The organism is Niallia circulans (genome assembly GCF_007273535.1).
In the GTDB taxonomy this organism is placed as follows: domain Bacteria; phylum Bacillota; class Bacilli; order Bacillales; family Cytobacillaceae; genus Niallia; species Niallia circulans_B.
The window spans coordinates 722,501-740,373 of record NZ_RIBP01000004.1 but is presented as its reverse complement, the minus strand read 5'-3'; the positions used below and the strand labels follow the sequence as shown (position 1 = coordinate 740,373).

Genomic DNA, 17,873 nt, shown 5'->3' with positions numbered 1-17,873 from the left:
CAGGAAAATGATAGGATTAATATCCTATTTTTTCAATTGATTTCAGTGGAACTTGCTGTTCCGGCTAATAACAGCAAGCCTTGAGGAGGGTTTTAAAACCGAGACAGAAACTTGGCTTTTGAACTTCCACATTATTGCAAACCGATATTGTAAGTGATAAGATTATTTTTAAAAGCATTATGAAAAAAGGTTAAATGGATATACTGAAAAAGGCGAATGATTGTCTGGAATAAAAGCAGTCAAATAGAGAGAAATTATCCAGCTTGACGTTACTCGTGTTGCATCACTTTATTATGCGGGCAATGTTTGCATATCGTGGTCGAAATTTCTCTGTCTTTGGCTGACTTTTTAGTTGTAGCTAGCTATAAAAAATTATAGAGTCATTTGAAATATTTCTCCTATGAAATTGGTTGAACGGTATCTCATAACTTGAGAAAAAAAGCATATAGCCTCGGAGTTTCTCCTTATTAATTTTAAGTGATGATTATAATCCACAAAAACTTATGCATTCATGAAAATAATATACGTAGTTTAGTGTAATTCATTAACTGTTTGGGGAAAAAACGGATAAAGTGGAGGGTCAAACCATTTTTATATGTTTCATTGATGGGTAAAATGGGGTACATACAATGGTTACTAATTGGGATAGACCATTAACCGTGGATATTTTTAATGACTAGAAGGAGTTTGAATATATTGGTTAAGTTTCAAGATTTAGGGATTAGTTCTGCGACGATGAAATCATTAAATAGAATGGGGTTTGAGGAAGCAACGCCGATTCAAGCTGAAACAATTCCTTTGAGCCTTCAAAACAAGGACTTAATTGGTCAGGCGCAAACTGGTACTGGAAAAACAGCAGCTTTCGGTGTGCCGTTAGTAGATAAAGTAGATATAAGCAGTGAATTCGTTCAAGGGATTATCATTGCACCAACAAGAGAATTAGCGATACAAGTATCGGAAGAGCTATATAAAATTGGTTTCGGAAAGCGTACAAGAGTATTGTCTATTTTCGGTGGCCAAGACATCAATCGACAAATCCGTGCACTTAAGAAGAACCCGCATATTATTGTAGGTACTCCAGGCCGAATACTTGATCATATCAACAGAAAAACACTTCGATTAGATAATGTGTCTACTGTTATTTTAGATGAAGCAGATGAAATGCTAAATATGGGATTCATTGATGACATAGAAACAATTCTCTCTAAGATTCCAGAAGAAAGACAAACATTATTGTTCTCTGCTACAATGCCTCCACAAATCAGAAGAATGGCAGAACGCTTCATGAAAGAGCCGCAGGTTGTTAAGGTTAAAGCAAAAGAAATGACAACTCCGCTTATTGAACAATATTATGTTGAAACACAGGAAAAAACTAAGTTTGACATTTTAACAAGATTATTGGATATTCAATCCCCTGAATTGGCAATCATTTTCGGCCGTACAAAACGCCGTGTTGATGAGCTATCCGAGGCTTTGAACCTGCGCGGTTATACAGCAGAGGGTATTCATGGTGACTTGAGTCAAGCGAAGCGTATGTCTGTTTTACGTAAGTTTAAAGAAGGTACAATCGATGTTCTTGTAGCTACAGATGTTGCTGCTCGTGGTTTAGATATTTCTGGAGTTACACATGTCTATAACTTTGATATCCCTCAAGATCCGGAAAGCTATGTTCACCGTATCGGAAGAACAGGAAGAGCTGGTAAAGAAGGGATGGCAATTACCTTTATCACATACCGCGAAAGATCATATCTTCAAGTTGTCGAAAAAGTGACAAACAAAAAAATGGAGAAATTGATTCCACCTACTGTTGATCAAGCACTTGAAGGTCAACAAAAAGCTGTAATGGAAAAAATTATGAACATGATTGATGAAAATAATCTTGATTCTTATAAGTCCACAGCAGACGAATTATTAAAACAAAAGGATGCTTCTACTGTTGTAGCTGCTGTCCTGAAAATGCTGACAAAAGAGCCGGATACAACTCCTGTCAGATTGACAGAAGAAAAGCCGCTTCCGCAAAGACGTGACCGTAAGTTTAATGATCGTAATAGTAACAGCAGCGGTGGAGGATATAAAGGCAAGAAGAGCTATGGTAACTCAGGCTCTAATTCAAATTCCCGCCAAAGACAAGGTTACAGCAATAAAAGATCAGGTCAATCTAGCAGCAGTTATTCTAAATCTAACTCATATAGATAATGTGATTCCCCTATGAAGCCTTCTTCATAGGGGTTTTTTATGTTTTTTCTGGTGCATACTAAGTAAAAGGCTAATGAGGATGTGATCAGTCAATTGACTATATTTAAATTGGGATATGTAGCAATGAGTCAAAATCTGCAAAATGCATCTCCGTCCCAAACGATGACATATAAACAATTCTCTCAAATTGCAAATAAGGAAGCTGCTATCCGAAAGCTTGAAAGAATTTCTATAAGTAATTTAGAAAATTGCTTAAGGCTTTTAAAGCATAATACAGGTAATGATATTCATTTCTTCCGTTTTAGCTCTAAGTTAATTCCCTTAGCAAACCATCCGGAGCTTCAGGGCTGGAACTATATGCGTCCGCTAAAGGAAAAGTTATTGATGTTGGGAGAGTGGGTGAAAAAACATTCCATGCGGGTAGATTTTCATCCTGATCACTTTGTTGTTTTGAACAATGCGAATGCAGATCTTTTGAAAGCCTCTCTTAAAACCCTGTCAGTGCATGAGCGGCTGCTTAAGGGGATGAAGATTGATACAGAACACAGATGTGTGCTGCATGTCGGAGGAGCGCACGATGATAAGGAAGGCGCTCTTGAACAGTTTATCACTAATTGGGGATTTGTTCCTGAAAAGCTGCAAAGAATGATTATCCTTGAAAATGACGATACGACCTTCACTGTTAATGACACTCTGTATTTATGTGAAAAACTAGGAGTGCCGTTTGTATTTGATTTACATCATCATTTTGCTAATAATGACGATAATCAATGGGACGAGCAATGGCCAAGGATGACTGCCACTTGGGAAAAATCCCCGCTGCCGCTAAAGATGCATATTTCGAGTCCTCGCTCCGAAACAGAATTTCGGGCGCATGCTGACTATATAGATGTGGATATGTTTATGCGGTTTTTGGAGACTGTTAATGGGACACTGCCGGAAATTCATTGCATGATAGAAGCAAAAGCGAAGGACAATGCCCTTTTTCAATTAGCAGAAGACCTCCAAAAAACAGGGAGGACAGAATTTAGCGACCAATCAACCTTTACCTTAAAGTAAGGAAATAGCGTTGGTTACATAAGAAAAAGGGCAATGTGTTAACAGTTATCGGAAAAGGCCAATTAAAGCAAGCGCAATGATAATTACCCAAATCGTCAGCGTTTTTGCTGGCGGTTTTCTGTTTGAACGAAATTTCCCTCTCAAAAGTAGAAACTCTTCCTTATAGGAAGGGATGATTTTTTTACCTTTTGCTTCAAACAGACTTCCTGCCGCCACTCCGAATAAGAAGCCAAAAAGATGGGCGCCAATGTTGATATTGGGCTGGATAAAGGTCATAATCAGGCTCAATGCGGCAATTGTTCCAATTACTTGTGAATTATTCCTTGATATAATATCCTTGCGGAATACGATTAAAGCAATATAGTAGCCGAACATGCCGAAAATGCTGCCGCTTGCCCCAAGATGGGAAAAGGTCAGCGGTTCTGTTACAAGAGTGGCGATATTAGCCAAGACACCGGTGAAAAGATATACTGCCAGAAACTTTGGTTTACCGAGTGCTCTTTCCAAGGCTGGTCCAAAAAGAAAAATACTGAAGCTATTGAATAAAAAATGGGAAAAGCCGGTATGAAGAAAGATTGGTGTTATCAGTCTCCACCATTCACCTTGCACGATATAAAGATTCACACCTACCATTGATTCCATGATAAGCTGATTCGGCAAAATAGGGAGAAATGTTGTTAAGTATACAAGCAAGTTAACCAGCAGAATAAGAGACACAATGGGATAGAAAGTAATATACTCTTTAAAGTTTTCTCTTCTTGTAAACAATAAAAAACCTCCTTTTACTTAGTTTCATAATAGCTAATGGCAAGGGTAAGATACAAATAATTTATGCAAGAAAAAAGAAATTAGAAGGATGTGTCCTGATGATAAAAGGGATAGGGATCGATATAGTGGAATTAAACAGAATAGGAGAGCTTCTCGAACGGAAGCCGCACTTTGCTGACAGAATTTTAACAGAACGAGAATTGGAAAAATATGATAAATTACAAAGAAAAAGAAAGCTAGAGTTTCTGGCTGGAAGATTTGCCGCAAAGGAGGCTTTTTCAAAGGCAGTTGGAACCGGGATTGGTAAAGGGCTTAGTTTTCTTGATATAGAAGTTGGACAAGATGAGAAAGGAAAGCCTTATATAAACAAACCTTATGCGCAAGGTGTTCACCTGTCTATAACACATAGCAGTAATTATGCATTCGCCCAAGTGGTGATAGAAGAATAAAAATTCAAGAGCTTGTTTATTTTAGATAAGCATAATCCCTTAGGTTGTCTCATATATTCATAGAGCAATAGGAGACAAGTTCAGCGTTTTTTAGCTTGTTTTCCTTAATCGATGAAATGAGAATAAGGGAGTTGAAAAGATGAACAAGAAGTTATGGTTGCTATTTGTGGGGCTAGCGGTCATGGTAATGTTAACTGCCTGTGGAACAAAATCTAAGGAAGATGTCCTGAAGGATCTGGACGAGAAGGTTGCCACAAAAGGTTATAAGGCAGATGCTGAAATGACCTTACAAATGGGGACAGAGCCTCAAACCTATGATGTGCAAATCTGGCATAAGGAACCCTCGTATTACAGGGTAAACTTAAAAAATGCGAAAAAAGATCAAAGTCAGATGATCTTAAGAAATGATGAAGGTGTGTATGTGTTAACACCGGCATTAAACAAAAGCTTCAAGTTTCAAAGTGATTGGCCAGAAAACAGCAGCCAAGCATACCTTTATGAGTCCTTAGTGAAGGATATAGAGGAAGACAAGGATGCTAAATTCTCCTCTACAGATAAATATTATGTATTTGAAACAAAGACAAGATATCAAAACAATAAGATGCTTCCTACACAGGAAATTACCTTAAATAAAAAGGACCTTTCACCTGTCAGTGTTAAGGTAAAGGATACAGATGGGAAAGCACTTGTCACTGTCAAATTCTCCAACGTGAAGTTTGATGTTAACTTTGACAAAGCTGATTTTGATTTGCAGAAGAGCATGACTGCAGCCAAGCTTGCAGTACCTGTTATGGCTGAAGTGGATGGCGATGATTCATTCTCTGTCAAATACCCAGAAACATTACTTGGAGCAAGCCTTGTAGAGGAGAAAAAGGTGGCAACGGAAGATGGAGAACGGATAGTACTGACGTATGATGGACAAAAATCATACACAATTATTCAAGAAAAAGCAGACGTAGCACCAGCAACTGCAGGGCCAATTAATATGACAGGAAATCCTGTGGATTTAGGCTTTGCAATTGGAGCAGTTTCCAATAATAAACTCTCCTGGACGTATGAAGGGGTAGATTATATTATCGCTTCGACAGAGCTAGAAGAGGCTGAAATGGCCGAAATAGCACGGTCAGTGCAAGGAGAAGCAATTAAATAAGAGAAAACAGCCGAGTGTGGTACCACACTCGGCTGTTTTTTTGTTACGTCTGGTCTAATCTATTGTTAATTTATTGACAAGCAAAAGTAACAATAGAATAATTAATTATCATACTTCGTGTTAAGAGAGAAGGAAGGTCAGCATTGATGCTAGAGAATGAGTATTTTCGTGATACTTGGGCAGAAATAAATTTAGACGATATAGAAGAGAATGTAAAAAATATGAAAAACAGGATGGCGGAAACCAGCAAGCTGTTTGCAGTCGTGAAGGCTAATGGTTACGGCCATGGTGCAGCAGAGGTAGCTCGCACTGCTCTGCTTGCAGGTGCAGATTATTTGGCTGTAGCATTTTTGGATGAGGCACTTTCTTTACGAAATGCAGGTATCAATGCACCGATATTGGTGCTTGGAGCAAGCAGGCCCTCTGATATTCTCGTTGCTGCTAAACAAGAAATCGTTTTAACCGTATTTGACGTAGAATGGTTAACAAGAGCTACAGAGTATCTACAAGGCAACAAGATAAAAATCCATGTTAAAATCGACTCCGGCATGGGCAGGTTAGGGATTAGAAAAGAACAGGAAGTCAAAGAAATAGAAGAATTTCTCTTGCAGCATCAAGAGTTCAATTTGGAAGGTATTTATACACATTTTGCAACAGCAGATGAAAAAAATTCCAACTATTTGAATGACCAGGCACAGAAATTTGCGGACATATTAGCTTCCTTTAAAGCAAAGCCTCCCATTATTCATTGCAGCAACAGTGCCGCAGGTCTGCTGTACCCAGAACTTGCTTTCAATGGAGTACGGCTGGGGATTGCGATGTATGGACTGCCTCCTTCCGTGGAAATTAAAGAAATGCTGCCATTTTCATTAAAAGAAGCATTTTCACTTCATACAAAAATCGTGCAAGTAAAGAAGCTTCATAAAGGAGATAAAGTCAGCTATGGAGCCACATATGAAGCAAAGGAAGACGAGTGGATAGCGACATTGCCAATCGGTTATGCAGATGGCTGGCTTAGAAAGCTGCAAGGCCAAGAAGTACTTGTAAATGGTATCAGGGTCCCAATAGTGGGAAGAGTTTGTATGGACCAGTGTATGATAAAACTGCCTCATGAAATAGCGGTTGGAACGAAGGTTACATTAATAGGGACACAGCAAAAGCAGTGCATTTCGGTTAATGAGATTGCCAAAAAGCTTGATACAATCAATTATGAAGTAACCTGTACAATTGCAAACAGGGTTCCGAGAGTCTATCTTAAGGCTGGAACAGTGGATAGTATTGTGAATAACCTCCTAAATTAAAGTAATGTAGTGACTTAAAGCAGAATAGGATAATAAAGGCTGCCGGGATTCTGTATGAGCAGGTGACAAAAAATATAAATATGTCTAAAATTTATTCGCAAGAGATGCATAAAACCTATATTTTTTGGCGGATAATACATTAGAATTGCTGAATGGACTTTGCAGATTGGGTTATTAATGGTATGATTAAAAAAACAGAGCTAAAAATGGTGTGTAGTGATGGTGGAGGTGTATGTTTGTGTCTGAATCCAGCGCAACGACAGAGATCATGATAAAATTACCAAAGCATTTATTATCTGAATTGGACGGCTTCGTAAAGCAAGAAAATGTGAATCGTAGTGAATTTATTTATCAAGCAACGAAAATGTACCTTAGAGAACGGAAAAAGAGACATATCCGCGAATCAATGAGAAGAGGTTACATGGAGATGGCAAAATTAAATTTATCCATTGCATCTGAAAGCTTTCTAGCAGAATATGAGGCAGAGCATACAGTAGAACGTCTAGTTAGCGGAGGATAATCCTTTGATTGTCAAACGTGGTGACGTTTATTTTGCAGACCTATCCCCAGTTGTTGGCTCAGAGCAAGGCGGTGTCCGTCCTGTACTTGTCATTCAAAACGACATCGGGAATCGGTTCAGTCCCACAGTCATTATTGCAGCAATTACGGCTCAAATACAAAAGGCTAAATTGCCGACTCATGTGGAAATTGACGCGAAGCGCTATGGTTTTGAGAGAGATTCAGTAATTCTTTTAGAACAAATTCGCACGATAGATAAACAGAGGTTAACGGACAAAATCACCCATCTCGATGAAGAAATGATGGAAAAAGTAGATGAAGCTCTGCAAATAAGCTTGGGTCTCATTGAATTTTAATAGGGATAGTTGCGCTCTTTTTTAAGAGCGTATTTTTTTTGTGTTAAAATCGAATTATTTTTAAGGGAATAGGTTTAGAAATGTATATAAAGGGTAAATAAAAAAGTCTAATAGACTTTTTTAAATGATGCGTAGAGCGGTAAAGTAGCGCTTAAAAATAAAGTATGATGGAAATGGTCCATCTACAGTCCTAGGGATTAGTAATGAAAAAATTGCTAATGATTGATATGCAAAAACCCCCATTACTATCGTCCAAATATGTTAAAATGGAGGATGAACCTTGAGAAAAGAACTAATAGATTATTTGAAATCTAATCATAAAGAAATTTATTCTGATTGGCTGAACAAGTTACAGGAGATTGGTGATAAGAAAATACACGAAACCATTTCCGATAATGACTTTTTGTTGATGGGCCAAGAATTTACTAATCTGCTTCTTGGGGATTCCCCAAGTGTTGAACGATATGTAAATCTTCCTGCATTTATAGAAAAGGCTGTCAGTTATAATTGGCCGCTTAGTTTTTTAGTGCAGGGAATACAATTGCTTGAACAGGTAATTCTGGATCATCTGAAAAAAGATGTGCCAAGTACAGAAGATGCTTATAAGCAGGTGGAAGTCTTAAATGCATGGCTTCATCCACTCTGCCAAAGGATCGTTGAAGTATACTCCGACACGTGGGAGAGGACCTTTTCCTTACAAAAAATTGCGTTGCAGGAATTGTCTGCACCATTAATCCCTGTATTTGACGGAATTACAATAATGCCGCTTGTTGGTACTATTGATACACAGCGAGCAAAACAAATGATGGAGAATTTGCTGCATGGTGTAGTGAAGCACCGCTCAGTAGTTGTGCTTATAGATATTACAGGCGTTCCTGTCGTGGATACAATGGTTGCCCATCACATCATCCAAGCTGTTCAAGCTGTACGTTTAGTTGGGGCAAAAAGCATGATTGTTGGTATAAGACCGGAGATTGCGCAAACTATAGTTAATCTCGGCATTAAATTAGATCAAATTGAAACAAAAAACACATTAAAAAAAGGCATGGAAAAAGCTTTAGAATATACAAATAGAAAGTTGGTTGGGATTGGTGAATAAGGTGAGAATACCAATATTAAAGCTGCATGATTGTTTGCTTGTTTCTATTCAATGGGAATTAGATGACCAAACAGCCCTTCAGTTTCAGGAGGACTTGCTGAACAAAATCCATGAAACAAGCGCAAATGGTGTTGTAATCGATTTAACATCGATTGATTTTATCGATTCATTTATTGCAAAGGTGCTAGGTGACGTTATCGGCATGTCTAAGCTGATGGGAGCTAAGGTTGTGCTTACTGGAATTCAACCTGCTGTAGCAATTACATTAGTAGAACTTGGGATTAGTCTAAATGATGTATTGACCGCCCTAGATCTAGAAAAAGGTTTGGAGAAATTACAACAGGAATTGGGGGATTGACCTATGGGAGACCAATCCTGCGTAAAGATTGTCAACGAGTGGGACATCGTAGCTGCTCGTCAATTAGGAAGAAATGTAGCAAAAGAGCTAGGGTTCGGTACCGTAGATCAGGCGAGAATAACTACGGCTATTAGTGAGCTAGCTAGAAACATATATTTGTATGCTGGCCAGGGTCAAATATGTATAAGTAAGCTTTCTGAAAATGGTAAGCTTGGCCTAAAATTAAGTGCAGTGGACAGTGGTCCCGGCATTAAAGATTTGCGACAGGTCATGCAGGACGGATTCTCTACATCAGGTGGCTTAGGTGCTGGTTTGCCTGGAGTAAAAAGGCTGATGGATGAGTTCCAAATCGAAACAGAAGTCGGAAAGGGAACGGATATTCAAGCAATTAAGTGGCTGAGATAAGGGGGGAGACCATGGACTTCCGTGAATTGATGGATTCTAAGTATCGAGATCTTCTTGTCAGTTACATTAAGGACGAATCTGAGCAAGCCCTTTATCAAGGGCAGAAGTTCAGCCGGAAATCAATTGAACATAAAATTTCACCAGAAGATATCATTAGCTTACATAAGTACTTAATGATTGATCTTTATCCGGATTTACCAGAGCATGTAGTCAAATCATTTGATATATTGCTGGAGGTCATGATGGGCTATGGTCTTGCCTATAGAGAGCACCAAAGCCTCCGTCATGTCCAACAGGAGTTAAGAAGTGAGATGGAGATTGCCTCCAATGTTCAGCAAACATTGCTGAGTACGGAGATACCGGATGTGGAAAGCATTGATATAGGCGCAATAAGTGTTCCTGCGAAAATGATGAATGGTGATTATCATCACTTTGTACAGGATGAGGATAAGTATATTAATATTGCAATAGCCGATGTTATTGGCAAGGGTATTCCTGCGGCACTTTGTATGTCTATGATTAAATACGCAATGGACAGTCTGCCGGAAAACCGCAATATTCCTGGTAAAGTGTTGGAAAACCTGAATCGTGTAGTCGAGCAAAATGTTGATCCAAGCATGTTCATCACAATGTTTTATGGTGTTTATGAAATGAAATCGCATATTTTTCACTATGCCTCTGCTGGTCATGAGCCAGGCCTTTTTTTTGAAGCGGAAACGAAAGAGTTCAGTGATTTAGAAGCGAAGGGACTTCTTTTAGGTGTTGATAAAAAAGCCGAATATAAACAGTTCCAAAAAAAAATGGATGTAGGCGATATGATTATCCTTATGTCAGATGGTGTAACTGAGTGCAGGACAGAAGAAGGTTTTATAGAAAAGGAAACTTTGATCGGTTACATAAATAAACATATTCACTTGAAGGCGCAGGAAATTGTTGACAATGTCTATAAAGAACTAGTGAAAATCCAGGATTTTCAGCTAAGAGATGATTTTACTTTAATTATTTTTAAAAGAGAAGTTTAAAGCTTTTACGCTTGGGGTATTTATCTAAGACATTAGAATGTTAAAGGTGGGTCGTTAATGAATATTGTAATAGATGTAAACGAAAAAGAGTTAGATGTGGATATTAAAGTTGCTGGTGAAATTGACGCATACACAGCACCTAAATTGAAAGAAAGAATTTATTCCTTCTCTGAAAAAGACGGTGTAAGGATGACTATAGATTTATCAGATGTAAATTATATGGACAGCACAGGTCTTGGTGTATTTGTAGGAATCTTTAAAAATGTCCGTTCACACGATGGGGAATTTAAGTTGATCGGTTTATCCGAACGATTAATCAGGCTATTTGAAATCACAGGTTTGGCAGATATTATCGACATAAACAGTAAGATTGAAGGTGGGATTAAATGAGTCAGCATTTTGAATATATCGAAATGAAAATCCCTTCTAAGCCAGAGTATGTTGGTATCATCCGGTTAACACTTTCCGGAATCGCAAGCAGAATGGGATTCAGCTATGATGAAATTGAGGATTTAAAAATCGCTACAAGTGAAGCTTGTACGAACGCAGTACAGCATGCCTATAAAAACAAAGAGTCAGGAGAAGTGCTGATTGGCTTCCGCTTGTATAATGACCGTTTAGAGGTTATTGTTGCGGATAATGGCAAAAGCTTTGACTTTGATAGCACAACGAAAGAAATTGGTCCATACGATCAAGACGAGTCAATTGAGTTCCTTCGCGAAGGAGGCCTTGGACTCTATCTGATTGAAACACTAATGGACGAAGTGAAAATTCATCATAATGACGGTGTTACAGTCTTGATGACGAAATACCTTGAAGGAGAGCAGGTGGAGAGTGATGCCGAAACAATCTCAACCTAAGCGCCAATTAACAAAAGAAGAAGTTAATGAACTTATTAAGAAATACCAAAATGATCAGGATGCAGAAGCTCAGGATATTTTGGTGATGAACTATCGAGACTTGGTAGAGGTACTGGCAAGAAAGTACTCAAAGGGCAAGATGTTCCATGAAGACATCAGTCAGGTTGGTATAATCGGACTGCTCGGGGCTATCAGAAGATATGACGAGAGTTTCGGAAAAAGCTTTGAAGCATTCGCAGTGCCGACAATCATTGGTGAAATAAAGAGATTCCTGCGAGATAAGACATGGAGTGTGCATGTTCCTCGAAGAATAAAAGAGATTGGTCCGAAAATAAAGAAAACTGTAGAACATTTAACAACTGAATTGCAAAGATCGCCAAAGGTGAATGAAATTGCCGATTATCTTGAAGTATCTGAAGAGGAAGTGCTAGAAGCAATGGAGATGGGGAAAAGCTATCAAGCTTTATCTGTCGATCATTCTATCGAAGCAGATTCTGAAGGCGGAACGGTGACATTGCTTGATATTGTTGGGGATGTTGATAAAGGCTTTGAGCGTGTTAATCAAAAGCTCGTGCTCGAAAAAGTGCTGCATGTATTGAGTGAAAGGGAAAAGAGTATCATTCAATATACATACTTGGATAATTTGAGCCAAAAAGAAGCTGGTGATAAACTCGGGATTTCCCAAATGCATGTCTCAAGACTGCAAAGAAGGGCGATTAAGAAGCTCCAAGAAGCAATTCATGCTGAGTCCAGCAATTCGGAGTTTATTCTATGACAGCTGTAGCTGACTCCAATATTCAAGTTTTAGCACATCAGACGAACAAGCAAGGAAAAACTTTATGTGGTGACAGCTATTTTTTTCTATCAACAGAAGAATATTTTATCTGTGTGCTGGCAGATGGTCTAGGAAGCGGAGAGTATGCCAATGAATCATCCGAAGCTGTAGCAGACGTGATTAGAAATAATCATACTGCAGATGTGGAGGAATTGATGGAGTTAGCAAACAAGGTCCTCGTCAAAAAAAGAGGTGCCGCTGTGTGTGTATTCAAGGTTGACTATGCTATGAAAAGCATTAAGTACAGCTGTGTTGGGAATATCCGCTTCTTCCTGTATTCTTCCAGTGGAAAGCTCACATATCCGCTACCTGTTACAGGCTATCTTTCAGGAAGACCACAAGTGTATAATACTCAAACATTTGCATATGAAGCTTATTCGAAATTTCTTGTTCATTCAGATGGGTATAATATTCAAGGGGTTAAGGATTTGTTGAAAGGCTTTAGTCCGTTACGTAATATTGCAGATACAATTGCACAAAAATATAATAATTCAGATGATGATTCTACCTTTATTTTGGGAAGCTTGCTATAATGTAAGCTTTTTTTTTGTCTTTATAGCGATAATTATCCCTTAATATGGATGGTAGTGTTAGATAATTTCAAGTGAAATATAGTAATATGAAAGAAGCAACTCTCTTTGATACATATTAGGAAGGACTGTGGTAGTTCGTATGGAAAAGGTTTTAATAAAAGAAGATTATCAATCCATGATTGCAAGGGAGCAATCCGTTACGAAAAAACAAGTCGCTAATGTTCTTGCGTTATTGGAGGAAGGAAATACAGTTCCTTTCATTGCTCGTTACCGTAAAGAGCAAACAGGAGCTTTGGATGAAGTGCAAATAAAGGATATAATGGACCGTTATCACTATATCCAAAATTTAGAGCAGAGAAAAGAAGAAGTATTAAGGCTGATAGAGGAACAAGGCAAATTGACGGAAGAGCTGAAAAAAAGCATCTCATCCTCTATTAAGCTCCAGGAAGTAGAGGATTTATACCGACCGTATAAGCTTAAGAGAAGAACGAAGGCTACAATTGCGAAGGAGAAGGGATTAGAGCCACTTGCTAATTGGCTGCTTGAGCATGATAACAGTTCCCCAATCGAACAAGAAGCAACGAAATACATATCGGCAGAGAAAGAAGTAATGTCAGTAGAAGATGCTATTGCAGGGGCAAAAGATATTATTGCAGAGATAGTATCAGATGATGCGGAGAGCAGAAAGTGGATTCGAAACAAGACGTTCCAATCAGGACTGATTTCAACAACCGCGAAAGATGCTGACAAGGATGAAAAGAATGTTTATGAGATGTACTATGAATATGAGGAGCCTGTAAATAAAATAGTTCCACATCGTACATTGGCGCTTAATCGCGGAGAAAAAGAAGATATCTTAAAAGTATCTATTAAGCCTCCTGTTGATTTTGTGATCAGTTATTTGGAGAAGAAGTGGTTAAATAAAGAAGGATCTGCTTCTAATAACACAATTAAGGCAGCAATTGAAGACAGCTATAAAAGATTGATTCAGCCTTCGATTGAAAGGGAGCTTAGAGGAGAGCTGACAGAAAAAGCGGAAGAGCAAGCAATTCATATATTCTCAGAGAATCTTAGGAATTTACTGCTTCAGCCGCCACTGAAAGGCAAGATGGTGCTTGGCGTCGATCCAGCATACCGGACAGGGTGTAAATTGGCTGTTGTGGACGAAACTGGAAAAGTACTCGAGATAGGAGTTATTTATCCCCATCCGCCTGTTTCCAAAACAAAAGAAGCTGCTGCTAAATTCCAAGATCTATTATCAAAATATAAGATAGAGATGGTTGCTGTTGGAAATGGAACTGCCTCAAGAGAAACAGAGCAATTTGTTGCTGAACAAATTAAAAAACAAAACGAGGAAATATTTTATTTAATTGTTAATGAGGCAGGAGCAAGTGTTTACTCAGCATCAGAAATAGCTAGAGAAGAGTTTCCAAACTTTCAAGTCGAGGAAAGAAGTGCGGTTTCTATTGCTAGAAGGCTCCAAGACCCATTGGCAGAGCTTGTGAAGATTGATCCTAAGTCCGTTGGGGTCGGTCAGTACCAGCATGATGTCTCTCAGAAAAAACTATCTGAATCGCTTGGTTTTGTTGTGGAAACAAGCGTTAATAAAGTCGGTGTAAATGTTAACACTGCTTCTTCTTCTCTTTTACAATATGTTGCAGGTCTCTCAAAAGCAGTTGCTAATAATGTTGTTAAAAAGAGAGAAGAGGAAGGAAAATTCACAAACAGAAAGCAGCTTAAAAAAATTCCGAGACTTGGTGCTAAAACCTATGAACAGGCAATCGGTTTCCTGCGCATAATGGACGGAGATGAACCGTTAGACAGAACAGGCATACATCCAGAGCACTATGATGAAGTTAAGGCATTGCTGAAAAAAATCGGATTTGATTCCAAGCAAATCGGGACAGCTGAAATGAAGGAAGCGTTGAGTACTCTGGATATAAAGGTGGTTTCAGAGGAATTGGCGATTGGTATGTTGACTTTGGGTGACATTGTGGATGCATTAATGCGTCCAAGCCGTGACCCGAGGGATGAGCTTTCTGCACCTTTGCTAAGAACAGATGTATTAAAGCTGGAGGACTTAAAGGCAGGGATGGAGCTTCAAGGTACTGTGCGAAATGTAGTTGATTTTGGTGCCTTTGTTGATATAGGCGTTAAGCAGGATGGCCTTGTCCACATTTCGAAGCTGAGTAATAAATTTGTTAAGCACCCATTGGATATAGTGAGTGTTGGAGATGTTGTCACAGTATGGGTTGACGGTATAGACCATAATAAAGGACGGGTTGCGTTAACGATGCTTCCTCCAAGTAGTGCTAAATGAGATTGAAGTAAACAAAAGACAAAGGACTTAATATGTTCCTTTGTCTTTTGTTTTTCTGCTTTTAAGAACAGTTTTTTCTTCTATAGTAATACCAGCATTGGTTAAGCAGTTTGACTTGGTAGGTGTTTTTCTCGTAAAACGCCTTTTGAATTTGATTTTGCAGCCACGTAGGCATAAGTTTATACCCCCTTTTTAATGTGCTGTTAAATGGCTGGAAGTGCACTTGGCTGCTGTTGACAGCTCGTTATAAGCTTTTGGTTTCAATTGAGCTAACTTTTTTCGTTGTATGCTTCATCATATGCTATAATATTTGTCTTGTTGAGGAGGGAATCTCATGACAGATCAGGAACTGCAATTGTTAGTTGAAGAAGTATCAAATCAATATTTTCAAATATCGTTTAGTCATAAAGCAACCTTTAACCCAAGACTCAGGACAACTGGAGGGAGATATTTACTTAACAGCCATAATATCGAGATCAATAGAAAGTACCTTGACCAATTAGGGCTGGAGGAATTAATCGGTATCATTAAACATGAGCTTTGTCATTATCATCTTCATATTAATAATAAAGGCTATCAACACAAAGATGCTGATTTTAAAAACCTGCTAAAGAGTGTTGGTGGGCCGCGTTTTTGCTCATCCTTGCCCAAGGAAAACAATTCAAGCAAACCTAAAAAAGTACTAATATATAAATGTAGATCATGCAACCAGATTTATCTTCGGAGAAAAAAGGTTGATACAAAAAAGTATGTATGTGGGAAATGCAGAGGGAAATTAGTATTAGAGGAAACAAGGAATAATTAGAGAGAAGACAGCGTTTATAAAGCATTTATATGCAAGAAAGGCATGTTTCCATTCTTTTTAAAAAAACTTTAGAAATATGCTTGACTTTATATATATACCTGCCTATAATGTAAAGAGTCGACAAGAGAGAGCAACGGAAACGGAATTCCTCTGAAAGACAAGCTTTTAAAAAGTTATTCCGCAGTAGCTCAGTGGTAGAGCACTCGGCTGTTAACCGAGCGGTCGTAGGTTCGAATCCTACCTGCGGAGCCATTGTTTTGGGGAAGTACTCAAGAGGCTGAAGAGGCGCCCCTGCTAAGGGTGTAGGTCGCGTAAGCGGCGCGAGGGTTCAAATCCCTCCTTCTCCGCCATTATTTTTTAATGGCCCATTGGTCAAGCGGTTAAGACACCGCCCTTTCACGGCGGTAACACGGGTTCGAATCCCGTATGGGTCACTTTAGTAACTTTATATAATCAAAATGGTCCCGTGGTGTAGCGGTTAACATGCCTGCCTGTCACGCAGGAGATCGCGGGTTCGATTCCCGTCGGGACCGCCATTTTGTTGGTGGGCTATAGCCAAGCGGTAAGGCAACGGACTTTGACTCCGTCACTCGTTGGTTCGAATCCAGCTAGCCCAGCCATTTGCGAGCCATTAGCTCAGTTGGTAGAGCATCTGACTTTTAATCAGAGGGTCGCAGGTTCGAATCCTGCATGGCTCACCATTTTAATATTGCGGGTGTGGCGGAATTGGCAGACGCACTAGACTTAGGATCTAGCGCCGCAAGGCGTGGGGGTTCGACTCCCTTCACCCGCACCATTAATTTTTAAAAAACGAAAACGTTTATGTGTAGTATGATGAAGGTTATCTATTATAGTGCGGTCGTGGCGGAATGGCAGACGCGCTAGGTTGAGGGCCTAGTGGGGGTTAACCCCGTGGAGGTTCAAGTCCTCTCGGCCGCATCATAAAAACTCTTGACAACCAAAGATAAACATTGTATGATGATAAAAGTCGCTTTCGTGGATATGCGCCCGTAGCTCAATTGGATAGAGCGTCTGACTACGGATCAGAAGGTTATGGGTTCGACTCCTTTCGGGCGCGCCATATTTACGGGAAGTAGCTCAGCTTGGTAGAGCACTTGGTTTGGGACCAAGGGGTCGCAGGTTCGAATCCTGTCTTCCCGACCATTATCAAGTTGGATGAAAACCAAATAATAAATAAATATTTGCGGGTGTAGTTTAATGGTAAAACCTCAGCCTTCCAAGCTGATGTCGTGAGTTCGATTCTCATCACCCGCTCCAATTGATTTAAATTGCTCTTTGAAAACTGAACAAACAAACGTCAACAATAATCGTTTTTATAACTTCGTTATAGAAACAAAAACAAGTAACAAAAAGCTAGAGTTTAGCAATGAGCTAATCTTACTCTTTATCGGAGAGTTTGATCCTGGCTCAGGACGAACGCTGGCGGCGTGCCTAATACATGCAAGTCGAGCGGACTTAAAAAGCTTGCTTTTTAAGTTAGCGGCGGACGGGTGAGTAACACGTGGGCAACCTGCCTGTAAGACTGGGATAACTTCGGGAAACCGGAGCTAATACCGGATAATCCTTTTCTACTCATGTAGGAAAGCTGAAAGACGGTTTACGCTGTCACTTACAGATGGGCCCGCGGCGCATTAGCTAGTTGGTGAGGTAACGGCTCACCAAGGCGACGATGCGTAGCCGACCTGAGAGGGTGATCGGCCACACTGGGACTGAGACACGGCCCAGACTCCTACGGGAGGCAGCAGTAGGGAATCTTCCGCAATGGACGAAAGTCTGACGGAGCAACGCCGCGTGAGTGATGAAGGTTTTCGGATCGT

At 39.4% G+C, this 17,873-nt stretch carries 19 protein-coding genes, 11 tRNA genes and 1 rRNA gene (1 of these 31 cut by a window edge); 29 read left to right on the top strand and 2 right to left on the bottom strand.

What is annotated here, in order from left to right; genetic code table 11:
* The first annotated feature begins 696 nt into the window (after positions 1-696).
* Together CEQ21_RS11600 and uvsE are read left to right on the top strand one after the other, a co-directional pair.
* On the top strand, positions 697-2,196 hold the full coding sequence (locus CEQ21_RS11600) for a degradosome RNA helicase CshA (protein ID WP_328593476.1): 1,500 nt from the start codon (positions 697-699) through the stop codon (positions 2,194-2,196).
* A gap of 93 nt (positions 2,197-2,289) precedes the next feature.
* A complete protein-coding gene (uvsE, locus tag CEQ21_RS11595; protein WP_185764719.1) occupies positions 2,290-3,255 on the top strand; it encodes a UV DNA damage repair endonuclease UvsE in 966 nt (321 codons plus the stop codon).
* Between the two features lie 45 nt (positions 3,256-3,300).
* Here uvsE and CEQ21_RS11590 read toward each other — a convergent pair whose 3' ends face one another.
* Positions 3,301-4,023 carry a rhomboid family intramembrane serine protease gene (locus CEQ21_RS11590; protein WP_185764718.1) on the bottom strand — a complete coding sequence of 241 codons (723 nt, stop codon included), beginning with the start codon at positions 4,021-4,023 and terminating at the stop codon, positions 3,301-3,303.
* Positions 4,024-4,121: 98 nt separating this feature from the next.
* Here CEQ21_RS11590 and acpS point away from each other — a divergent pair, with 98 nt between their 5' ends.
* The 14 genes from acpS to CEQ21_RS11520 all read left to right on the top strand — a co-directional run bounded on the left by acpS (position 4,122) and on the right by CEQ21_RS11520 (position 15,230).
* Complete coding sequence (gene acpS / locus CEQ21_RS11585; protein WP_185764717.1) at positions 4,122-4,472, top strand: holo-ACP synthase; 351 nt, start codon at positions 4,122-4,124, stop codon at positions 4,470-4,472.
* A 139-nt stretch (positions 4,473-4,611) separates the two neighbouring features.
* A complete protein-coding gene (locus CEQ21_RS11580) occupies positions 4,612-5,622 on the top strand; it encodes a LolA family protein (RefSeq protein ID WP_185764716.1) in 1,011 nt (336 codons plus the stop codon).
* Between the two features lie 146 nt (positions 5,623-5,768).
* Positions 5,769-6,923 carry an alanine racemase gene (gene alr / locus CEQ21_RS11575; protein ID WP_185767240.1) on the top strand — a complete coding sequence of 385 codons (1,155 nt, stop codon included), beginning with the start codon at positions 5,769-5,771 and terminating at the stop codon, positions 6,921-6,923.
* Between the two features lie 238 nt (positions 6,924-7,161).
* Positions 7,162-7,443 carry a CopG family ribbon-helix-helix protein gene (locus CEQ21_RS11570; protein ID WP_127740842.1) on the top strand — a complete coding sequence of 94 codons (282 nt, stop codon included), beginning with the start codon at positions 7,162-7,164 and terminating at the stop codon, positions 7,441-7,443.
* Positions 7,444-7,447: 4 nt separating this feature from the next.
* Positions 7,448-7,798, top strand: coding sequence for a type II toxin-antitoxin system endoribonuclease NdoA (ndoA, locus tag CEQ21_RS11565; protein WP_016201246.1), 351 nt, complete (start codon positions 7,448-7,450; stop codon positions 7,796-7,798).
* A 280-nt stretch (positions 7,799-8,078) separates the two neighbouring features.
* Positions 8,079-8,897: an STAS domain-containing protein gene (locus tag CEQ21_RS11560; RefSeq protein ID WP_235907241.1), complete on the top strand. Its 819-nt coding sequence runs from the start codon at positions 8,079-8,081 to the stop codon at positions 8,895-8,897.
* Between the two features lies 1 nt (position 8,898).
* The gene (locus tag CEQ21_RS11555; protein WP_127740846.1) at positions 8,899-9,255 is read left to right on the top strand and encodes an STAS domain-containing protein; all 357 of its coding nucleotides are present in this window, start codon (positions 8,899-8,901) and stop codon (positions 9,253-9,255) included.
* A gap of 3 nt (positions 9,256-9,258) precedes the next feature.
* The gene (locus CEQ21_RS11550) at positions 9,259-9,660 is read left to right on the top strand and encodes an anti-sigma regulatory factor (RefSeq protein WP_185764715.1); all 402 of its coding nucleotides are present in this window, start codon (positions 9,259-9,261) and stop codon (positions 9,658-9,660) included.
* A gap of 11 nt (positions 9,661-9,671) precedes the next feature.
* Positions 9,672-10,682: a PP2C family protein-serine/threonine phosphatase gene (locus CEQ21_RS11545; protein ID WP_185764714.1), complete on the top strand. Its 1,011-nt coding sequence runs from the start codon at positions 9,672-9,674 to the stop codon at positions 10,680-10,682.
* A 57-nt stretch (positions 10,683-10,739) separates the two neighbouring features.
* Entirely contained in the window at positions 10,740-11,072 is a 333-nt protein-coding gene (locus CEQ21_RS11540; RefSeq protein WP_185764713.1) for an anti-sigma factor antagonist, read from the top strand.
* Positions 11,069-11,542, top strand: a complete 474-nt coding sequence (gene rsbW / locus CEQ21_RS11535) for an anti-sigma B factor RsbW (protein WP_185764712.1) — start codon at positions 11,069-11,071, stop codon at positions 11,540-11,542. Before CEQ21_RS11540 ends, rsbW begins: the two co-directional genes overlap by 4 nt.
* The gene (gene sigB / locus CEQ21_RS11530) at positions 11,520-12,317 is read left to right on the top strand and encodes an RNA polymerase sigma factor SigB (RefSeq protein WP_185764711.1); all 798 of its coding nucleotides are present in this window, start codon (positions 11,520-11,522) and stop codon (positions 12,315-12,317) included. The genes rsbW and sigB overlap by 23 nt, the downstream gene beginning before the upstream one ends.
* Positions 12,314-12,910: a PP2C family serine/threonine-protein phosphatase gene (locus tag CEQ21_RS11525; protein ID WP_185764710.1), complete on the top strand. Its 597-nt coding sequence runs from the start codon at positions 12,314-12,316 to the stop codon at positions 12,908-12,910. Before sigB ends, CEQ21_RS11525 begins: the two co-directional genes overlap by 4 nt.
* A gap of 139 nt (positions 12,911-13,049) precedes the next feature.
* On the top strand, positions 13,050-15,230 hold the full coding sequence (locus CEQ21_RS11520) for a Tex family protein (RefSeq protein ID WP_185767238.1): 2,181 nt from the start codon (positions 13,050-13,052) through the stop codon (positions 15,228-15,230).
* A gap of 61 nt (positions 15,231-15,291) precedes the next feature.
* On the opposite strand, the gene cmpA is transcribed toward CEQ21_RS11520, so the two are convergent.
* Positions 15,292-15,405 (bottom strand): cortex morphogenetic protein CmpA, encoded by a 114-nt coding sequence (gene cmpA / locus CEQ21_RS11515; RefSeq protein WP_185764709.1) that lies wholly within the window; start codon positions 15,403-15,405, stop codon positions 15,292-15,294.
* Between the two features lie 159 nt (positions 15,406-15,564).
* On the opposite strand from cmpA, the gene CEQ21_RS11510 reads away from it, so the two are divergent.
* From CEQ21_RS11510 to CEQ21_RS11450, 13 genes are all read left to right on the top strand, one after another.
* Complete coding sequence (locus CEQ21_RS11510) at positions 15,565-16,035, top strand: SprT family protein (protein ID WP_185764708.1); 471 nt, start codon at positions 15,565-15,567, stop codon at positions 16,033-16,035.
* A gap of 177 nt (positions 16,036-16,212) precedes the next feature.
* Positions 16,213-16,287 (top strand) — tRNA-Asn (locus tag CEQ21_RS11505).
* 7 nt (positions 16,288-16,294) lie between these two features.
* Positions 16,295-16,385: transfer RNA gene (locus tag CEQ21_RS11500), tRNA-Ser, on the top strand.
* Between the two features lie 12 nt (positions 16,386-16,397).
* A tRNA-Glu gene (locus CEQ21_RS11495) sits at positions 16,398-16,469 on the top strand.
* Positions 16,470-16,495: 26 nt separating this feature from the next.
* Positions 16,496-16,571, top strand: a tRNA-Asp gene (locus CEQ21_RS11490).
* Positions 16,572-16,580: 9 nt separating this feature from the next.
* Positions 16,581-16,655, top strand: a tRNA-Gln gene (locus CEQ21_RS11485).
* 5 nt (positions 16,656-16,660) lie between these two features.
* Positions 16,661-16,736 (top strand) — tRNA-Lys (locus CEQ21_RS11480).
* A gap of 10 nt (positions 16,737-16,746) precedes the next feature.
* A tRNA-Leu gene (locus CEQ21_RS11475) sits at positions 16,747-16,831 on the top strand.
* A gap of 59 nt (positions 16,832-16,890) precedes the next feature.
* A tRNA-Leu gene (locus CEQ21_RS11470) sits at positions 16,891-16,974 on the top strand.
* 65 nt (positions 16,975-17,039) lie between these two features.
* Positions 17,040-17,116 (top strand) — tRNA-Arg (locus CEQ21_RS11465).
* 6 nt (positions 17,117-17,122) lie between these two features.
* A tRNA-Pro gene (locus CEQ21_RS11460) sits at positions 17,123-17,199 on the top strand.
* A gap of 40 nt (positions 17,200-17,239) precedes the next feature.
* Positions 17,240-17,313, top strand: a tRNA-Gly gene (locus tag CEQ21_RS11455).
* A gap of 127 nt (positions 17,314-17,440) precedes the next feature.
* Positions 17,441-17,873, top strand: a 16S ribosomal RNA gene (locus CEQ21_RS11450); it runs 1,117 nt beyond the window's last position.